Origin of the sequence: Mycolicibacter minnesotensis (assembly GCF_010731755.1) — a bacterium.
In the GTDB taxonomy this organism is placed as follows: domain Bacteria; phylum Actinomycetota; class Actinomycetes; order Mycobacteriales; family Mycobacteriaceae; genus Mycobacterium; species Mycobacterium minnesotense.
On record NZ_AP022589.1, the window covers coordinates 3660175 to 3677044 of the forward strand.

The 16870-nt window shown below is 67.0% G+C and carries 21 protein-coding genes; 12 read left to right on the top strand and 9 right to left on the bottom strand.

The genetic code is table 11. The features are described 5' to 3' along the window. Nucleotides 1–9: 9 nt before the first annotated feature. The 4 genes from G6N09_RS16885 to G6N09_RS16900 all read left to right on the top strand — a co-directional run bounded on the left by G6N09_RS16885 (nucleotide 10) and on the right by G6N09_RS16900 (nucleotide 2417). Nucleotides 10–711 carry an HAD family hydrolase gene (locus tag G6N09_RS16885; protein ID WP_083025301.1) on the top strand — a complete coding sequence of 234 codons (702 nt, stop codon included), beginning with the start codon at nucleotides 10–12 and terminating at the stop codon, nucleotides 709–711. A gap of 6 nt (nucleotides 712–717) precedes the next feature. Further along, a complete protein-coding gene (locus tag G6N09_RS16890) occupies nucleotides 718–999 on the top strand; it encodes a phosphoribosyl-ATP diphosphatase (RefSeq protein WP_046190833.1) in 282 nt (93 codons plus the stop codon). A 2-nt stretch (nucleotides 1000–1001) separates the two neighbouring features. Continuing rightward, nucleotides 1002–1862, top strand: coding sequence for an ATP phosphoribosyltransferase (gene hisG / locus G6N09_RS16895; protein ID WP_083025090.1), 861 nt, complete (start codon nucleotides 1002–1004; stop codon nucleotides 1860–1862). A 72-nt stretch (nucleotides 1863–1934) separates the two neighbouring features. After that, nucleotides 1935–2417, top strand: coding sequence for a DUF4126 family protein (locus tag G6N09_RS16900; protein WP_083025298.1), 483 nt, complete (start codon nucleotides 1935–1937; stop codon nucleotides 2415–2417). A gap of 8 nt (nucleotides 2418–2425) precedes the next feature. Here G6N09_RS16900 and G6N09_RS16905 read toward each other — a convergent pair whose 3' ends face one another. Then, nucleotides 2426–3211, bottom strand: coding sequence for a thioesterase family protein (locus tag G6N09_RS16905; RefSeq protein ID WP_083025296.1), 786 nt, complete (start codon nucleotides 3209–3211; stop codon nucleotides 2426–2428). Further along, entirely contained in the window at nucleotides 3208–4020 is an 813-nt protein-coding gene (locus G6N09_RS16910) for a RecB family exonuclease (RefSeq protein ID WP_109558897.1), read from the bottom strand. Before G6N09_RS16910 ends, G6N09_RS16905 begins: the two co-directional genes overlap by 4 nt. Nucleotides 4021–4085: 65 nt before the next feature. Here G6N09_RS16910 and G6N09_RS16915 point away from each other — a divergent pair, with 65 nt between their 5' ends. Continuing rightward, on the top strand, nucleotides 4086–4922 hold the full coding sequence (locus tag G6N09_RS16915; RefSeq protein WP_083025088.1) for a tRNA (adenine-N1)-methyltransferase: 837 nt from the start codon (nucleotides 4086–4088) through the stop codon (nucleotides 4920–4922). A 4-nt stretch (nucleotides 4923–4926) separates the two neighbouring features. On the opposite strand, the gene G6N09_RS16920 is transcribed toward G6N09_RS16915, so the two are convergent. The 3 genes from G6N09_RS16920 to G6N09_RS16930 all read right to left on the bottom strand — a co-directional run bounded on the left by G6N09_RS16920 (nucleotide 4927) and on the right by G6N09_RS16930 (nucleotide 7776). After that, nucleotides 4927–6633, bottom strand: coding sequence for a hypothetical protein (locus G6N09_RS16920; protein ID WP_083025087.1), 1707 nt, complete (start codon nucleotides 6631–6633; stop codon nucleotides 4927–4929). A 94-nt stretch (nucleotides 6634–6727) separates the two neighbouring features. Then, nucleotides 6728–7270 carry a lipoprotein LppK gene (locus G6N09_RS16925; protein ID WP_083025086.1) on the bottom strand — a complete coding sequence of 181 codons (543 nt, stop codon included), beginning with the start codon at nucleotides 7268–7270 and terminating at the stop codon, nucleotides 6728–6730. Between the two features lie 11 nt (nucleotides 7271–7281). Next, nucleotides 7282–7776 (bottom strand): MTB12 family secreted protein, encoded by a 495-nt coding sequence (locus tag G6N09_RS16930; RefSeq protein ID WP_083025085.1) that lies wholly within the window; start codon nucleotides 7774–7776, stop codon nucleotides 7282–7284. A 154-nt stretch (nucleotides 7777–7930) separates the two neighbouring features. Between G6N09_RS16930 and arc the strand changes: the two genes are divergently transcribed. After that, a complete protein-coding gene (gene arc, locus G6N09_RS16935; RefSeq protein WP_083025289.1) occupies nucleotides 7931–9754 on the top strand; it encodes a proteasome ATPase in 1824 nt (607 codons plus the stop codon). Nucleotides 9755–9756: 2 nt separating this feature from the next. Here arc and G6N09_RS16940 read toward each other — a convergent pair whose 3' ends face one another. After that, entirely contained in the window at nucleotides 9757–10389 is a 633-nt protein-coding gene (locus G6N09_RS16940) for a hypothetical protein (RefSeq protein WP_083025082.1), read from the bottom strand. Between the two features lie 79 nt (nucleotides 10390–10468). On the opposite strand from G6N09_RS16940, the gene dop reads away from it, so the two are divergent. From dop to G6N09_RS16965, 5 genes are all read left to right on the top strand, one after another. Continuing rightward, the gene (gene dop / locus G6N09_RS16945) at nucleotides 10469–11977 is read left to right on the top strand and encodes a depupylase/deamidase Dop (RefSeq protein WP_083025081.1); all 1509 of its coding nucleotides are present in this window, start codon (nucleotides 10469–10471) and stop codon (nucleotides 11975–11977) included. 84 nt (nucleotides 11978–12061) lie between these two features. Then, entirely contained in the window at nucleotides 12062–12256 is a 195-nt protein-coding gene (locus tag G6N09_RS16950) for a ubiquitin-like protein Pup (protein ID WP_068917438.1), read from the top strand. Next, nucleotides 12253–13134: a proteasome subunit beta gene (gene prcB / locus G6N09_RS16955; RefSeq protein WP_083025079.1), complete on the top strand. Its 882-nt coding sequence runs from the start codon at nucleotides 12253–12255 to the stop codon at nucleotides 13132–13134. The genes G6N09_RS16950 and prcB overlap by 4 nt, the downstream gene beginning before the upstream one ends. Beyond that, nucleotides 13131–13877, top strand: a complete 747-nt coding sequence (gene prcA / locus G6N09_RS16960) for a proteasome subunit alpha (protein WP_083025076.1) — start codon at nucleotides 13131–13133, stop codon at nucleotides 13875–13877. Before prcB ends, prcA begins: the two co-directional genes overlap by 4 nt. Nucleotides 13878–13885: 8 nt before the next feature. Continuing rightward, complete coding sequence (locus G6N09_RS16965; protein WP_083025074.1) at nucleotides 13886–14551, top strand: GntR family transcriptional regulator; 666 nt, start codon at nucleotides 13886–13888, stop codon at nucleotides 14549–14551. Nucleotides 14552–14560: 9 nt separating this feature from the next. Here G6N09_RS16965 and G6N09_RS16970 read toward each other — a convergent pair whose 3' ends face one another. The 3 genes from G6N09_RS16970 to G6N09_RS16980 are packed head-to-tail and all read right to left on the bottom strand — an operon-like array spanning nucleotide 14561 to nucleotide 16443. Further along, nucleotides 14561–14791, bottom strand: a complete 231-nt coding sequence (locus tag G6N09_RS16970; RefSeq protein ID WP_083025071.1) for a DUF167 domain-containing protein — start codon at nucleotides 14789–14791, stop codon at nucleotides 14561–14563. A 13-nt stretch (nucleotides 14792–14804) separates the two neighbouring features. Further along, a complete protein-coding gene (locus G6N09_RS16975) occupies nucleotides 14805–16001 on the bottom strand; it encodes a lipid-transfer protein (RefSeq protein WP_083025068.1) in 1197 nt (398 codons plus the stop codon). Then, nucleotides 15994–16443, bottom strand: a complete 450-nt coding sequence (locus tag G6N09_RS16980; protein ID WP_083025287.1) for a Zn-ribbon domain-containing OB-fold protein — start codon at nucleotides 16441–16443, stop codon at nucleotides 15994–15996. Before G6N09_RS16980 ends, G6N09_RS16975 begins: the two co-directional genes overlap by 8 nt. Nucleotides 16444–16557: 114 nt before the next feature. Between G6N09_RS16980 and G6N09_RS16985 the strand changes: the two genes are divergently transcribed. After that, on the top strand, nucleotides 16558–16845 hold the full coding sequence (locus G6N09_RS16985) for a putative quinol monooxygenase (protein ID WP_083025066.1): 288 nt from the start codon (nucleotides 16558–16560) through the stop codon (nucleotides 16843–16845). The last annotated feature ends 25 nt before the right edge of the window (nucleotides 16846–16870 follow it).

Below are 16870 nucleotides of genomic sequence, written 5' to 3' on the forward strand. Positions count from 1 at the left end.
ACGGCGGTGCTGCGTGCGGTGCTGTGCGACATGGACGGCACCCTGGTGGACTCCGAGAAGCTCTGGGATGTCGCGATGCACGCGCTCTATGACCACCTGGGTGGCGTGCTGACCCCAGAGGTTCGAGCGTTGACGGTGGGCGGTAGCGCACCCAACACCATGCGCACGGTCTACGAGGATCTGGGCCTACCGCTGGATCCGGAGGCGATGGCGGCCTCGACGCGCTGGATGCACGACTTCACCGGCGAGCTGTTCGACGCCGGTCTGCCCTGGTGCGACGGAGCCCGTGAGTTGCTCGATGAGCTGGCCGCCGCGGCAGTGCCGACCGCATTGGTGACCAACACCGCGCGGATGCTGACGGAACGGGCGCTTTCCAGCATCGGGCGCCACTATTTTGCGGTCGTGGTCTGCGGTGACGAGGTGCCGCAGGGTAAGCCGGCCCCGGACCCCTACCTGCGTGCCGCGCAGTTGCTGAAGCTCGAGACGCGCTCGTGCCTGGCCGTCGAGGACTCACCCACCGGTGCCGCTGCCGCGGAGGCGGCCGGTTGCACGGTTCTGGTGGCACCGAATGCGGTTCCGGTCCCTGGCGGGCCACGACGGCATCAGGTCGCGTCATTGTCCGGGCTCTCCGTTGGGGATCTGAGCAGAATTCACGGCGAGCTGACCGGCTCGGCGCGGGTCGCCGCCGGAAACCGGCGTGACCTTCGCTGACCGGGCATGAAACAATCGCTGCTCGTGAAGACCTTCGAGGAGCTGTTCGCCGAGCTCGGTGAGCGTGCTGCCACCCGCCCGGCCGGCAGCGCCACCGTGGCCGCGCTGGACGCCGGGGTACACACCGTCGGCAAGAAGATCCTGGAGGAGGCCGGCGAGGTGTGGCTGGCCGCCGAGCATGAGTCTGACGACGCGCTGGCCGGTGAGATCAGTCAACTGCTGTATTGGACGCAGGTGCTGATGATCTCGCGCGGCCTGACGCTCTCCGACGTGTACGGCAAGCTGTGAGCATGTTGCGGGTGGCGGTCCCCAACAAGGGGGCGCTCAGTGAGGCGGCCGCGGCCATCCTGTCCGAGGCCGGCTACCGCAGCCGCACCGACGCCAAGGACCTGACCGTCATCGACCCGGTCAACAAGGTCGAGTTCTTCTTCCTGCGTCCCAAGGACATCGCCATCTATGTCGGTTCCGGGGAGCTCGACTTCGGGATCACCGGACGGGATCTGGCTGCCGAGTCGGGCGCGCCGGTGGCCGAGCGATTGGCACTGGGTTTCGGGTCCTCGCGATTCCGCTATGCCGCTCCCGCCGGACGAGAGTGGGTGGCCGCGGACCTGGCCGGCAAGCGGATCGCCACCGCCTACCCCAATCTGGTCCGCAAGGATCTGGCCGGCAAGGGGATTGAGGCCACCGTCATCCGGCTCGATGGGGCGGTGGAGATCTCGATCCAGTTGGGGGTCGCCGACGCGATCGCCGACGTGGTGGGTTCCGGCCGGACACTGCGTCAGCACGGACTGGCGGCTTTCGGTGAGTCGCTGTGCGATTCGGAAGCGGTGTTGATCGAGGGCGCGCAGCCCAACGGCCGTAGCGCCGAGACCGCCGCCGCCCGTGACCAGTTGGCTGCCCGGGTGCAGGGCGTGGTGTTCGGGCAGCAGTACCTGATGCTCGACTATGACTGCCCGCGTGCGGTCCTCGACCAGGCCACGGCGATCACCCCGGGCCTGGAATCACCGACCATCGCCCCACTCGCCGACCCGGATTGGGCCGCCGTTCGCGCGCTGGTGCCACGTCGCGGCGTCAACGCGATCATGGATGAGTTGGCCGCGATCGGGGCCAAGGCCATCCTGGCCTCCGACATCAGATTCTGCCGATTTTGATCAGTGCCGGTCACAGCGGCTTTCGCGTGTTAGCGTCGGCGTGATCCGGCTCGATCGGCCTTGGAGGTTGTGGTGACGCATTTCATCGTCTTGGTCCTCGCACTGCTCATCGGCGCTGTCGCCGGTCTGCGGGCCCTCACCGCGCCGGCCGTCATGGCCTGGGCGGCTGCGCTGCACTGGATCAACCTGGACGGCACTTGGGCTCATTGGCTCAGCCACCCGGCAACCGTCACCGTGCTCACGGTGTTGGCCGTCGGTGAACTGATCACCGACCAACTGCCCAGCACTCCGGCGCGCACCGTGCCCGTGCAGTTCGGTACCCGGATCTTGTTGGGCGGCTTCTCCGGTGCGGTACTGGGCACGGCCTGGAACTTCACCTGGACATCTCTGGGCGCGGGCATCATCGGTGCGGTGATCGGCACCCTGGTCGGTTTCCAGCTGCGCCGGCGCCTGGTTGCCGCCAATGGTGGCCATGACCTGCCGATCGCGTTGCTGGAAGACAGCGTCGCGGTGTTGGGCGGTCTCGCGATCGCCGCCTTGACCGCGGTGGTCTGAGCCGCCGGTCAGCGCCGCTGCACCAGCAGCGCCTGCGCCGAAGTGCCGACGAATCCCTTGTCGTCGAACAGGTCTGCGGTGGTGACACCCACGCCGTCCGGCCCGATGGAGGCGCGCGCCCGTAGCCCGAAGTCCGTCCCGACGGGCATCCGGTGCAGGTGCACGACGGTATCGGTGTTCATGAACATGTACTCGTTGACGTTGAGCACGGCGCCGACCCCGTTCGCGGAGTCGACCACCATCGCCAGCCGCTGCAGGGCGGTAGTCGGTTCACCGTCCACCAGATGCACCTGTGGGCTCAGCCACGCGATCGCCGTGCCGTCGGGCGCGTCCGGCTGGACGCGCCACCGCACGGACGTGGCGTAACCGTCGGCCTGGGCGAACCACGCCGGCGGCGGCAATGCGGGCCCGCGGGTCAGCGGAGCATGCCGGTCGGAGGCCACCGCGGTGGTGTCGGAGCGGGCCAGTGCCCACGCGCTGAGCCGGGCCACGGGCCGGTCGTCGCCGGGGGTGAGCATCTCGGCCTCCAACAGGGCGATTCGCCGGCCAGGCCGTTGCACCCGCGCCCGAACCCGTACCGGCGCGACGGGAATGGCCCCGAGAATGTCCAGACTCAGCCGAGCGATCTGCTGCCCCGACCCGGCGATCAGCTGCTCCACTTCTCGGGTGAGCATTGCCAGCGGGGGAGAGCCGTGTTGCAGCTGACCCCAGTTACTGCGGGTCAGATCACTGGACTCATAGGTCACGCCATCGGGGCCAGAATCGTCAACCCGGCGGTAGTAGCTGGCGGTCATGCCGCGCTCTCCGCTGGCCAGCCGGGGTAGGGCGGCGCGGCCCCGCCGAACGCCGGACACAGCGCGCGGTGCGCGCACCAGTCACACAGTCGTGACGGCTGGGGGCGGAAATCCCCTGTGGCACCGGCATTCTGGATGGCCTGCCAGATGGCGACCAACGTCTTCTCGAAGCGAAGCAACTCCTCGTGGTCGGGGGAGTAGTCCAACAGTTGACCGTCGGCCAGGTAGATCAGCCGTAACCGTGCGGGCATCACGCCGCGTGAGCGCAGCAGAGCGACGGCGTAGAACTTCATCTGGAACAGTGCCTTGGCCTCGGCGGCTCCGGATGTCCGGCCGGTAGCGGCAGGCGCCCGGCCGGTCTTGTAGTCCACCACCCGCAACGCGCCCGTCGGAGAGACGTCGATCCGGTCGACGAATCCGCGCAGCAGCGTGCCGTCGGTGAGCTCGACCTCGACCCGTTGTTCGCAGCTCTGCGGCTCGAAGCGGCGGGGATCCTCCAGCCGGTAGTAGCCGGTCAGCAGCTTGCGTGCCTCGGCCATCAACTGCTCGGCGTCCATGCCGTCCGAGATGGCCGGGATGGTGCTGAGCAGGTGTTCCCAGGCCGGCGTGACCAGCGCACGAGCGGCGTCGGGGCCGCGCTGCGCCGCGGGGAGCGCATAGAGCCGCTCCAGCGCCCCGTGAACCACCGAGCCGCGCAGTTGTGCGGCCGTCGACGGCTCTGGCAACCGGTCGATGGCCCGGAACCGGTACAGCAGCGGGCACTGTTTGAAGTCGGCCGCCCGCGACGGTGACAACGCCGGCTTGCTCATAGCTGCGAACCCTACGGGCATGCGCCGACAACCCCTCTCGAACACGCTGCGTAGGGTGGACGCCTGTGTCCGAATCCGGGATCTTTCAGGCGGGCGATCGGGCCCAGTTCACCGACGCCAAGGGGCGCCGTTACACCACGGTGCTGGTTCCTGGCGGAGACTTCCACACCCATCGCGGGGCCATTCCGCACGATCAGGTGATCGGGCTGCCCGACGGCAGCGTGGTCAAATCCGCCAACGGCGACCCGTTCCTGGTGCTGCGGCCGCTGCTGGTCGACTACGTGATGTCGATGCCGCGCGGTGCGCAGGTGATCTACCCCAAGGACTCGGCGCAGATCATCCACGAGGGCGACATCTTCCCCGGGGCCCGAGTGCTCGAGGCCGGGGCAGGGTCGGGGGCCCTGACGTTGTCGCTGCTGCGGGCGGTCGGGCCGGAGGGCAAGGTGATCTCCTACGAGCTGCGCGACGACCACGCCGTGCACGCCCGCGCCAACGTCGAGACCTTCCTCGGGGAACAGCCCGACAACTGGCAGTTGGTGATGGGTGATGTGGCCGACTGCGACCTGCCCGACGGGTCGATCGATCGGGTGGTGCTGGACATGCTGGCGCCTTGGGATGTGCTGGGCACCGTGTCGCGGGTCCTGGTGCCCGGCGGCGTGCTGGTGATCTACGTCGCCACCGTCACCCAGTTGTCCCAGGTGAACGAGGCGCTGCGGGAGCAGCAGTGCTGGACCGAGCCGCGGTCCTGGGAGACCATGCAGCGCGGCTGGAACGTCGTCGGCTTGGCGGTGCGGCCCCAGCACGCGATGCGCGGCCACACCGCATTCCTGGTCTGCGCTCGCCGGCTGGCGCCGGACACCGTCACCCCGACGCGGCTGGGGAAAAAACGGGGACGGCCGTAGCGGGTTAGGACGTCCTGGTGAGCAGCGTGGCCACCACGTCTTTTTCGGTGCGCGTCTGCAGGGCGCGCACCAACGCCGGCTGCGATCGAACAAGGTGCCCGACAAAGGCATAGGCATCGTCGGTGTCGAGCAGATAGGCCGCGGCGCGGATCACCTTGCCGGTCTCCTGAAGCTGCTGGTGTCCGGTCAGGCCGGCATAGGCCGGTAGTCCGATGTTGAGCACCGTCGGGTCGTACTTGATCGGGTCGCCTGGGCCTGGCCGTCCCATCGGCTCGTATTGGACCTTGTATTTGTCCAGCATCGCCGTGTAGCACCGGCTCAGCGCGGCCAGATAGTTCGCGTCGGCGATCAGTTCCGCACCGACGAATCCGACGACGATACTGGGTGTGGCGATCACGTTCGTCGCCACGTTCCCCACGATCGACGCATCGGTCACGCTGCAGCTCACCGGCAGATCGAAGTTGCCGCCCGGATCGGTCACCGTTAGATCCAACACGGTGTCCGTTGCGGTGTAGCCCACGCTCACTCGCCGCACCGCCGTCACCGGGTTCTGGCCGTTGTAGCCGTCCACTGGAACCGTCACTTGCACGGTGCCAGAACCGGATACGGCGATTCCGCGGATGCTCCAACTGGCTCGGGGCGTGCGGTACCGGGTCCAGTTCAGCCGAATCCGAGCGGTCTCGGACACCGAGTACAACACGTACTCGTAGTGGTCATCGGCGATGCAGCAGGCCGGTATGGTCGCGCAGGCACGGCGGACCGCGGGGTCGGTCACCAGAGTTCCCCGCGCCACCTCGCGCCGGCTGGTCTCGGACACCTTCGCCTCGATCTGCGCGCCGTAGTCGTCGTCGATCGGGATGATGGTGGCCCCGTGCCGGACCGACCAGTACGACTGCACACGAACGTCGTTGACCCAGGCGCGTTGCCGCACCTGGCCGCCGCTGACCGTCGAATTGCTCCAGTCGCAGATCTCGCAGTTGCTGTCCAGCGGTTCCCGCCGCCACCCGTCTGCCTCGGGATCGGTCAGGATTTCCACCAACTCGTGGCCCAACGTCGACATCGTCAGCTCGATGTCCTCGGTCGCCGGGTCGAAGTAGCGCACCCAGCCCGCCCAGTACCGATCGGTGTCGAACGGGAAATCGAACGTGTAGTCCGTGGAGTGCGCGCCCGCAACGGCGCCGCCGGCCACCGTAAAGCCCTGCGGCATCAACACGATGAAAGCGATCCGCGGGCCGTCGTCGGGATCGGGGAACACGCCGTCGTCGATGGAGTCCTCGATCAACCCCAGTACCTTCCGCATCGTCGCGGTGGAATCCACGGCACCCAACGGCGGAGCGGGGGAGATCACCGTGACCGAGCCTCGCCAGGTCGGGGCGCCGGCGATGTAATACTGCGCCAGCTCACTGAAATATCGACTCGCCAGCAGCGACTGAGTGCGGGACTCGATCAGACCGCGCTGAGCCGAACCCGCGCCGTTCCACCAGCCTCCCCAGAACACCAGCTGTACCGGCGTCTGCGTGCCGCCGAGTACGCCGTGGTGGTAGGCCACCGCCGACCCGTCGTGGGAGTTGTCGGAGAAGACCAGCGCTGGCACCTTCGGGCGTGACCACGCCCCGCTACACGAGTGATCGTCACGCTGATAGGTGATGATCGGTATGGAATCCGGTATCTCGTCAACAACGCTGACGATCAGCCGTTGCTCGATGGGCATGTTCGGAGTATGCGCCGCAGTTGACGGCGGCGCGCGGAATTTGCCCTACGAAGTTAACGTACGTTTCGGTGACGCTCGACGCGGGCCGCCCGGGCTAGGGCGTCGGTGGCGCGGGCTCGGCGGTGCTGCTGCCGGTCTGGGCTTTGCCGAAGGCCAGCAGGCTCTTGGCTGTCGCCTGCGACAGCTGCCAGTTGCCGTCCTTGGGTGCGAACTCCATGGGGAAGAAGAACTCCCCGGCGTCCGGATTGGCCGTGGTCACTCGGACATCGACGGTCACGTTGCCGGGGGAGCGATCCGCCCAGCTGATCGCGGCGGCATCGAGATTGAGCGGCAGATACCCGCCGTCTCGGAGTGCGGTGGCGAACTTGTCGATGGTTTCGGCGTCGGTGGGTTTGGCGCCTTCGATGAGGGCCACCTTGTCGGTGCCGGGAACCTCAGGGTCCGCTAACCGGTAGAGCACATCGGTCAGCACTTCGGGCCCGGGCAGCGGCGACGACGGCACCGAGACAGTCGCCGTCGTCGAGATCGCGGGAACCTCTGCTGCCGGCACCGTCTCCTGGTGGCCGGTACAGCCCGAGATCGCCCACACCACCACAGCCGTGGCGGTGGCGGTGCGGGCGATGCGGCGGTAACACATGGGGTCTGCGATCAGCCCGACGTCAGCTGCGACAACGAGAGCAGCGAGGCCCGGGACAGCTTCCAGCCGCCCTGGTCGACGAACGTCAGATTCACCGTGTGCGGCTCCAGCTTCGGGCTCGACGCGGTGATGTCCGCGCTGGCCGCGCCGGGGCCCGTGGGTACGACATTGGCCACGCTGATCGACAGCGGCAGTGCACCCTTCTTGAGCGCCTTCTGCAGCTTGTGGTCAATGACACCGCTCTCCGCCGGCCCGAGACCACCCTCGACGAGGTCGGACTTTCCGGCGGCGGGCACACCCGGGTCGGCCAGCGTGTTGAGCACGCTGGCCAGCTGCTCCGGAGCAGGCACAGCGGCGGCCGGGTCTAAGGGCAGCGGTGCGAAGAACACCGTCGTCGGCACTTCCGCAGCGGCAGTGACCGGTGCTGTCAGGTAGCTCACAGCGGAGGCTGCGGTGCCGATGGCTGCCACCGCCGCCATAGCCGTGGCGAGGGATTTCATAGTCATGGAGGTCCTTTCGACTGCTCGATGTGACAGCGAGGCTAACAGCGCAGCCGGTGTGTCGGATTGTCTCTCCACCCGCGAATGGACAATGGCCGGTAGCGTTGAGGCATCCGTCGCTTCAACTTCCAGTTCGGGAAAGGAGCGCACCATGAGCACCATGGGAGAGTCGCCGCGTCCTGAGGGTTTCGGCGCGTCCGGGGGGGCGCACACATCCGGCGAGGGTTTCGCTGAGTTGGAGGAACTTCGCCGCGAGGCCGCGCTGCTGCGCGCACAGCTCGACAACACCCCCCAGGACACCACCCGAGTGGGCCGAGACGTGCGTCAGCTCGAATCGCAGATTGACTCGCTGACCACGCGAAACTCCAAACTGATGGACACCCTCAAAGAGGCGCGCCAGCAGTTGTTGGCGTTGCGTGAGGAGGTCGATCGTCTGGGCCAGCCGCCGAGTGGTTACGGCGTGCTGTTGGGCGCTAACGACGACGACACGGTCGACGTGTTCACCTCGGGCCGCCGGATGCGACTCAACATCTCGCCGAACATCGAGATCGCCACGCTGAAGAAGGGCCAGACGGTCCGGCTCAATGAGGCGCTGACGGTGGTCGAAGTCGGCAATTTCGAGTCGGTCGGCGAAATATCCACGTTGCGCGAAATCCTGTCCGACGGGCACCGCGCGCTGGTTGTGGGGCACGCCGATGAGGAGCGCATCGTCTGGCTGGCTGAGCCGCTGGTCGCCGCGGACCTGCCGGACAGCAACCCCGACGCGCTGTCGGATGACTGGCGTCCCCGCAAGCTGCGGCCCGGTGACTCGTTGCTGGTCGACACCAAGGCCGGCTACGCCTTCGAGCGCATTCCCAAGGCCGAGGTCGAAGACCTGGTGCTTGAGGAGGTCCCCGACGTCAGCTACGGCGACATCGGCGGCCTGACCCGCCAGATCGAGCAGATCCGCGACGCCGTCGAGCTGCCCTTCCTGCACAAGGACCTCTACCGCGAATACGCGCTGCGTCCGCCGAAAGGTGTGCTGCTCTACGGCCCGCCCGGCTGTGGTAAGACGCTGATCGCCAAGGCGGTGGCCAATTCGCTGGCCAAGAAGATGGCCGAGGTGCGCGGTGACGATGCCCACGAGGCGAAGTCCTACTTCCTCAACATCAAGGGCCCCGAGCTGCTGAACAAGTTCGTCGGAGAGACCGAACGCCACATTCGGCTGATCTTCCAGCGTGCCCGCGAGAAGGCCTCCGAAGGCACCCCGGTCATCGTGTTCTTCGACGAAATGGATTCGATCTTCCGCACGCGTGGCACCGGCGTCTCCTCCGACGTGGAGACCACGGTCGTGCCCCAGCTGCTCAGTGAGATCGACGGCGTGGAGGGGCTGGAGAACGTCATCGTGATCGGCGCCTCCAACCGTGAGGACATGATCGACCCGGCGATCCTGCGGCCCGGCCGGCTGGACGTGAAGATCAAGATCGAACGTCCGGATGCCGAAGCGGCACAAGACATCTTCTCCAAGTACTTGGTCGAGACGCTGCCGGTGCACGCCGAGGACCTCGCCGAGTTCGGGGGAGACCGGGCGGCCTGCATCAAGGCGATGATCGAGAAGGTCGTGGACCGGATGTACGCCGAGATCGACGACAACCGGTTCCTGGAGGTCACCTATGCCAACGGTGACAAGGAAGTCATGTACTTCAAGGACTTCAACTCCGGGGCGATGATCCAGAACGTCGTCGACCGGGCGAAGAAGAACGCCATCAAGGCGGTGCTGGAGACCGGTCAACCGGGCCTGCGCATCCAGCACCTGCTGGACTCGATCGTCGACGAGTTCGCCGAGAACGAGGACCTGCCCAACACCACCAACCCCGATGACTGGGCGCGGATCTCGGGCAAGAAGGGGGAGCGGATCGTTTACATCCGCACCCTGGTCACCGGCAAGAGCTCCAGCGCCAGCCGGGCCATCGACACCGAGTCCAACCTGGGGCAGTACCTGTAGCGCTAGCTGGACTGCAGCGAGTAGCTGTTCGTCAGGTCGTCCTGCAACACGCGGGCGACCTCGGTAGTGGTGTCCACCCGCAGCGGGCTGGTCAGCACGCGCGCCTGGTAGGTCCAACCCGATGGGAGCTTGAGGCGACCGGCCAGTCCGGCCAGGTCGGCCCGGGACAGGCTCGGGTCCGCCACCTGACTCCAGGTCTGCATCACCCAATGCTGCCCCTCGGGGTCGATCAGCTCGTAGATCTCCTCGCCGGCGTCGAAGACGAAGATGGAGTGACGGCTCACCTCATTGACGGTGTACGGCGCGGGATTCATCGACGACAGCGCCACCTGGGCCTGCTTGATCATCTCGATGCCGCCGAAGGTCTTGGTCTCGCGTGGGCCTTGCGGTGCCTTCTCGATGGTGTTCATCAGCCAGTAGCGCGGACCGTTGAGCAGAGCGGCGGCCGCACCATTCTCGGTTGCGATGGTCTGCGCGTCCAGGGCGGACCACGGCTGCGCGGGGCAGTCGTTGAGCGGGAACGAGTTGTAGACGCTTGCCTGCGGGCCGGACGGGCCGATTTCGACGAGCAGTACCTCTCCGTAGCGCTTCCCGGCTACTCCGGTGGTCTGCTGGCGGGTCTGCTCGGCGGGCATTGAGTGAAATTAGCCACCGACCTGGGCGACGTCAACACCTCTGCAGGCCTCGTTCCGTCACCCCTTTAGGCTGAACCTCATGCAGCGGATCATCGGGACCGAAGTCGAATACGGGATCGCTTCGCCGTCGGATCCGACCGCCAATCCGATCCTGACCTCAACCCAGGCGGTGTTGGCCTATGCGGCCGCTGCGGGGATCCCGCGTGCCAAGCGCACCCGCTGGGACTATGAGGTGGAATCGCCGCTGCGTGACGCCCGTGGCTTCGACCTGAGCCGCTCGTCGGGGCCACCGCCGATCATCGACGCCGATGAGGTCGGCGCCGCGAACATGATCCTCACCAACGGGGCACGGCTCTACGTCGACCACGCTCACCCCGAATACTCCGCGCCCGAGGTCACCGACCCCCTCGACGCGGTCATCTGGGACAAGGCCGGTGAGCGCGTGATGGAGGCCGCCGCCCGCTATGTGGCCAGTGTGCCCGGCGCGGCCAAGCTGCAGCTCTACAAGAACAACATCGACAACAAGGGCGCCTCCTACGGCACCCACGAGAACTACCTGATGAGTCGCCAGACGCCGTTCTCGGCGATCATCGCGGGGCTGACCCCGTTTCTGGTGTCGCGACAGGTGGTCACCGGCTCGGGCCGCGTCGGGCTGGGCGCGGCCGGCGATGAGCCGGGTTTTCAGCTGTCGCAGCGTGCCGACTACATCGAAGTCGAGGTCGGCCTGGAAACCACGCTGAAGCGCGGCATCATCAACACCCGCGACGAACCTCACGCCGACGCCGACAAATACCGCCGGCTGCACGTGATCATCGGGGACGCCAACCTCGCTGAGACGTCGACGTATCTCAAGGTGGGCACCACCGCGCTGGTGCTCGACCTGATCGAGGAGGGCGCCGCGCACGGGATCGACCTGAGCGATCTGGTGTTGGCGCGGCCGGTGCGCGCGGTGCACGTCATCAGCCGTGACCCGACTCTGCGCGCCACCGTCGCGCTCGCCGACGGCCGCGAGATGACCGGCCTTGCGCTGCAAAGGATCTACCTCGAACGGGTGACAAGACTGGTCGAGGCCCGGGAGCCGGATCCACGGGCCACCGACATCATCGAGACCTGGGCCAGGGTCCTCGACCAGCTGGAGCGCGACCCGATGGAGTGCGCCGACCTGCTGGACTGGCCGGCCAAGCTGCGTCTGCTGGAGGGCTTCCGGCAGCGGGAGAACCTCAGCTGGTCAGCGCCCCGGCTGCACCTGATCGACTTGCAGTATTCCGACGTGCGGCTGGACAAGGGTCTGTACAACCGGTTGGTGGCGCGCGGCTCCATGCGCCGACTGATCACCGAACAACAGGTGCTGGCCGCGGTCCACAACCCGCCGACCGACACCCGCGCCTACTTTCGCGGTGAATGCCTGCGCCGATTCGGCGCCGACATCGCCGCGGCGAGCTGGGACTCGGTCATCTTTGATCTGGGCGGGGACTCGCTGGTGCGGATTCCCACCCTGGAGCCACTGCGCGGCAGCAAGGCCCACGTCGGAGCGCTGCTGGACTCGGTGGACAGTGCCGCCGAACTGGTACAACAACTCACCACCTAGACCCCGAGCAACATCGGCGCTGACCGGTAGGGTGGGAGAAACCGGCCGCGGTCATGCGCGGTCGATGAGATTCAGGAGGCAGCAATGGCTCAGGAGCAGACCAAGCGCGGCGGGGGCGGCGGAGACGACGACGATCTCACCGGCAGCACTGCGGCGGGCCAGGAACGCCGGGAGAAGCTCACCGAGGAGACCGACGACCTGCTCGACGAGATCGATGATGTGCTGGAGGAGAACGCCGAGGACTTCGTGCGCGCATACGTCCAAAAGGGCGGCCAGTGACCTGGATGTCGCGTGATCGTCTGCCCCTCAACTCAGCATCTCCCGGAATCGCGCTCACCGGCGTAGGCCTGTCGTCGTTCTCGGAATTCCTGCGGCTGCAGGCACCCGAACTGTTGCCGACGGGCGCCGGGAATCCCGTCGGTCCTGGCGACCAATTGCCGCACGGCACCACCATCGTGGCCTTGAAGTACCCGGGCGGGGTCCTGATCGCCGGCGACCGGCGCTCCACGCAGGGCAACATGATCGCCGGCCGCGATGTGCAGAAGGTGTATGTCACCGACGAGTACACCGCGACCGGCATTGCGGGCACCGCGGCGATCGCCGTCGAGTTCGCGCGGCTCTACGCGGTGGAGCTGGAGCACTACGAGAAGCTCGAAGGCGTGCCGCTGACGTTCGCTGGCAAGGTCAACCGGCTCTCGACCATGGTGCGGGGCAACCTGGGGGCCGCGATGCAGGGCCTGGTCGCGTTGCCGCTGTTGGCCGGTTACGACATCGACGCCGACGACCCGCAGACCGCGGGGCGCATCGTGTCGTTCGATGCCGCCGGTGGGTGGAATGTCGAGAGCGAGGGCTATCAGGCGGTGGGCTCGGGCTCCCTGTTTGCCAAGTCGTCCATCAAGAAGCTCTACAGTCAGATCAACGACGCCGATTCCGCCCTGCGGGTGGCGATCGAGGCGCTCTATGACGCCGCCGATGACGACTCCGCCACGGGTGGACCGGATTTGGTGCGGGGCATCTACCCGACCGCGGTCACCATCGACAGCGACGGGGCCGTCGAAATCACCGAGGAGCGGATCGCCGAACTGGCCCGTGCCGTGGTCGAGAGTCGCACGCGTGGAGGGAACCCGGTGCCGGAGACCAAGCGGGGTAAGAAATGAGTTTCCCGTATTTCATCTCCCCCGAGCAGGCGATGCGGGAGCGCAGCGAACTCGCCCGCAAAGGTATTGCACGAGGCCGCAGTGTGGTGGCACTGGCGTACGCCGACGGTGTGTTGTTCGTCGCCGAAAACCCTTCGCGCTCTTTGCAGAAGATCAGCGAGCTCTATGACCGGGTGGGTTTTGCTGCGGCAGGCCGGATCAATGAGTTCGAGAATCTGCGCCGCGGCGGAATTCAGTTCGCCGACACACGTGGCTATGCCTATGACCGGCGTGACGTCACCGCACGCCAGCTGGCCAACATCTACGCCCAGACCCTGGGCACCATCTTCACCGAGCAGGCCAAGCCCTATGAGGTGGAGTTGTGCGTTGCCGGCGTCGCCTACCAGGGGCAGACGAAAGCGCCTGAGCTGTATCGGATCACCTACGACGGTTCGATCACCGACGAACCGCACTTCGTGGTGATGGGTGGCACCACCGAGCCGGTGGCCAATGCGCTCAAGGAGTCCTACGCCGAGAACGCGGAGCTGGCCGATGCGCTGCACATCGCGGTCAATGCTCTCCGACAAACCGACAGCGGCAACGGCGCCGAGCCGCGTGAGCTGGGACCGGGCACCTTGGAGGTCGCCATTTTGGATGCCAATCGACCCAAGCGAGCGTTTCGCCGAATCAACCGTGCTGCTTTGGAATCGTTACTCTCACAAACCGACTCGTCGGGGGAGGCGTCAGACGAGGCTTCTGGCTAGGCCCCGAGATGCCGAAGAAATACGGGTTCAAAGAGAAAGATCTGGTCGTCAACTACATCGTCGACCTGGTGTTGGCCGGAGAGTTGCGCACCGACGACCGGATCAACCGCGATGCGATAGCGCGAGCGGTGGGGGTCAGTCGGCTGCCGGTTCAGCAGGCTCTGGATCAACTCGAATGCCAGGGGATGCTCGTCAGCCGCTATCACCGCGGTGTTTTCGTCTCGCGGTTCGACGAGGCGGTTGTTCGTGAGCAGCACGAGTTGCATGGAACATTGAATGCGATTCCGTCGGCGCGAGCGGCCGCGAGTCCAACTCCGCGTGTGCTCGCCGAACTGGATGCAGCGCTGAGAGAATTGCGCACCAGCACCGAGCCAGCCGGGTTTTACGTCGTGGCAACCGGATTCCGCCGAATCATCGTCGAAGAATATGCCGGCCCGCCATTGCAGGCGGCTATCAGCTCCTCACGGGTGTTCATGCCGCGCGGGTTCTGGGGAAGCTACGTCAACGACCACGCGGAGTTCCTGCCGAGTTACGAGGCTGAAGCCGCAGCCATCCACCAGCGTGACCCGGAGGCGGCTCGGGTGGCGTGCATGGACCGCGTCGAATTGCAGGCTCAGGTGGTGCTCGCCGAGTTGAGCCGACGTGGCGTGCTGCGCCCCATCGGTTCGGTCTGACGCTGCCGCCTACCGATCGATCCGGAAACGCTTGACCCGCGCACCCGCGCCGGATGCCAGCTCCACTCGGCTGCGCGGAACCCCGAAATGCCCAGCCAGCACTCGGATGACGGCGGCGTTCGCCTTGCCATCCACTGCTTGTTCGCGCACGTAGACGGTCAGCGCGCCATCATCGTCGGTCTCCACCAGCGGCCCTTTGCGGCTGCCGGGTTTGACCTTGACGACGACGGTTTCGGTCATCGCGCGTGAGGAATCAGCGGGCGACGATCACCGACGAGCCGTGCCCGAACAGGCCCTGGTTGGCTGTCACACCCACGGTGGCGCCTTCGACCTGCCGGCCGGTGGCCTGACCGCGCAGCTGCCAGGTCAATTCGCACACCTGGGCAATGGCCTGCGCCGGGATGGCCTCGCCGAAGCAGGCCAATCCGCCGGACGGGTTCACTGGCACCCGGCCACCGAGGGTGGTGGCGCCGCTGCGCAGCAGCTGCTCGCCCTCGCCCTTGGGGCACAGACCCAGGTGCTCGTACCAGTCGATCTCCAGCGCGGTGGACAGGTCGTAGACCTCGGCCAGGCTGACGTCCTCCGGGCCGATTCCGGCCTCGGCGTAGGCGGCGTCCAGGATCTGATCCTTGAACACCCGCTCGGGGGCCGCCACCACAGCGGTGGAATCCGTTGCGATGTCCGGCAGTTCGGGCAGGTGCTGCGGGTAGCGGGGGGTCACGGTGGACACCGCGCGCACCGACGGCACACCGTCGAGGGAACCCAGGTGCTTGCGGGCGAACTCCGCGCTGGCCACGATCAACGCCGCGGCACCGTCGGAGGTGGCGCAGATGTCGAGCTGGCGCAGCGGGTCGGAGACCACCGGGCTGGCCAGCACATCGGCGACCGCGGACTCCTTGCGGTAGCGCGCATTCGGGTTGGACAGGCCGTGGCGAGAGTTCTTCACCTTGACCTGGGCGAAGTCCTCGGAGGTGGCGCCGTAGAGGTCCATCCGGCGGCGCGCCAGCAGCGCGAAATACACCGGGTTCATCGCGCCGATCAGGTGGAACCGCTGCCAGTCCGGGTCGTTCTTGCGCTCACCGCCGACCGGGGCGAACGCGCCCTTGGGGGTGGTGTCGGCGCCGATCACCAGCGCGACATCGCAGAACCCGGCCAGGATCTGGGCGCGGGCGCTCTGCAGGGCCTGCGAACCGGAGGCACATGCGGCGTAGCTCGACGACACCGGAACCCCGTTCCAGCCCAGTTTCTGGGCGAACGTCGAACCGGCGATGAAGCCCGGGTAGCCGTTGCGGATGGTGTCCGCGCCGGCGATGAACTGAATCTGCTGCGCGTTCAGGCCGGCGTCGGCCAGCGCGGCACGGGCGGCGACCACCCCGTACTCGGTGAAGTCGCGGCCCCACTTGCCCCACGGGTGCATGCCTGCACCCAGGATGTACAGCGGCTCAGCCATTGGAGTCCACCCTCTTCCACGCGTAGACGGTGCGCGTCACGCCGTCGCCGTCGGTGTAGAGCGGCATGGTGGTCAGTTCCATCTCCATGCCGACCTTCAAGTCCGCGGCCAGGGTGCCCTCGACCACCTTGCCCAGCACGATCAGACCCTCATCGGCCAGCTCCACCGCGGCGATCGCGAACGGCTCGAACGGGTCGCTGGGCGGGTACGGGGCCGGCGGTGAGTACCGGTTCTCGGTGTAGCTCCAGATCGTGCCGCGCCGCGACAGCGCGACCGGCTCCAACACGTCGCCGTCGCAGGCGGGATTGGGGCAGTTGTTCTCCCGCGGCGGGAACACGTAGGTGCCGCACTGGGGACACTTCGCGCCGATCAGGTGGGGGAGGCCGGCGTCGTCGGTGGCGAACCACCCGTCGATCGCGGGCTGCGAGGCTACATCTGGCACCCGGTCAGCGTACCCAACGTCGGCGGTGAAATTGAAACGTGTTCCAGTCACCGGGCCGTCGGGTGCTCCGACCTATGGTGGCGAGGTCAGACGCGGAAGCAGAGGGGTTCGGCAATGGTGATCGTCGCGGGCCATCTGGCGGTGGATCCCGGTCAGCGGGACGGCTACCTGCACCAGTGCAGCGACGTCGTGCGTCAGGCTCGCCGCGCACCGGGCTGCCTGGACTTCGCGATCACCGCGGACCTTCTCGACCCGAGTCGCGTCGACATCTTCGAACGTTGGGAATCGCGGGCCGCGTTGGAAGCGTTCCGCGGCAGCGGGCCCAGCGACGAGCAGGCCGCCGTGATTCTCTCAGCGGCGATCGCCGAGTACGACGTCTCCGAGGAGCGACCGCTGACTTGATGTCCGCGGCAGTGCATAGAGTTGT

Excerpts from the sequence above, each read along its gene's own strand:
- G6N09_RS16975 (WP_083025068.1), bottom strand. The coding sequence starts at position 16,001 with ATGGCTGAGCCGCTGTACATCCTGGGTGCAGGCATGCACCCGTGGGGC.
- G6N09_RS16920 (WP_083025087.1), bottom strand. The coding sequence starts at position 6,633 with ATGCCCATCGAGCAACGGCTGATCGTCAGCGTTGTTGACGAGATACCG.
- G6N09_RS16985 (WP_083025066.1), top strand. The coding sequence starts at position 16,558 with ATGGTGATCGTCGCGGGCCATCTGGCGGTGGATCCCGGTCAGCGGGAC.
- G6N09_RS16905 (WP_083025296.1), bottom strand. The coding sequence starts at position 3,211 with ATGACCGCCAGCTACTACCGCCGGGTTGACGATTCTGGCCCCGATGGC.
- G6N09_RS16925 (WP_083025086.1), bottom strand. The coding sequence starts at position 7,270 with ATGTGTTACCGCCGCATCGCCCGCACCGCCACCGCCACGGCTGTGGTG.
- hisG (WP_083025090.1), top strand. The coding sequence starts at position 1,002 with ATGTTGCGGGTGGCGGTCCCCAACAAGGGGGCGCTCAGTGAGGCGGCC.
- G6N09_RS16965 (WP_083025074.1), top strand. The coding sequence starts at position 13,886 with ATGCCGAAGAAATACGGGTTCAAAGAGAAAGATCTGGTCGTCAACTAC.
- G6N09_RS16940 (WP_083025082.1), bottom strand. The coding sequence starts at position 10,389 with ATGCCCGCCGAGCAGACCCGCCAGCAGACCACCGGAGTAGCCGGGAAG.
- arc (WP_083025289.1), top strand. The coding sequence starts at position 7,931 with ATGGGAGAGTCGCCGCGTCCTGAGGGTTTCGGCGCGTCCGGGGGGGCG.
- G6N09_RS16890 (WP_046190833.1), top strand. The coding sequence starts at position 718 with ATGAAACAATCGCTGCTCGTGAAGACCTTCGAGGAGCTGTTCGCCGAG.
- G6N09_RS16930 (WP_083025085.1), bottom strand. The coding sequence starts at position 7,776 with ATGACTATGAAATCCCTCGCCACGGCTATGGCGGCGGTGGCAGCCATC.
- G6N09_RS16970 (WP_083025071.1), bottom strand. The coding sequence starts at position 14,791 with ATGACCGAAACCGTCGTCGTCAAGGTCAAACCCGGCAGCCGCAAAGGG.
- G6N09_RS16910 (WP_109558897.1), bottom strand. The coding sequence starts at position 4,020 with ATGAGCAAGCCGGCGTTGTCACCGTCGCGGGCGGCCGACTTCAAACAG.
- prcA (WP_083025076.1), top strand. The coding sequence starts at position 13,131 with ATGAGTTTCCCGTATTTCATCTCCCCCGAGCAGGCGATGCGGGAGCGC.
- G6N09_RS16950 (WP_068917438.1), top strand. The coding sequence starts at position 12,062 with ATGGCTCAGGAGCAGACCAAGCGCGGCGGGGGCGGCGGAGACGACGAC.
- dop (WP_083025081.1), top strand. The coding sequence starts at position 10,469 with ATGCAGCGGATCATCGGGACCGAAGTCGAATACGGGATCGCTTCGCCG.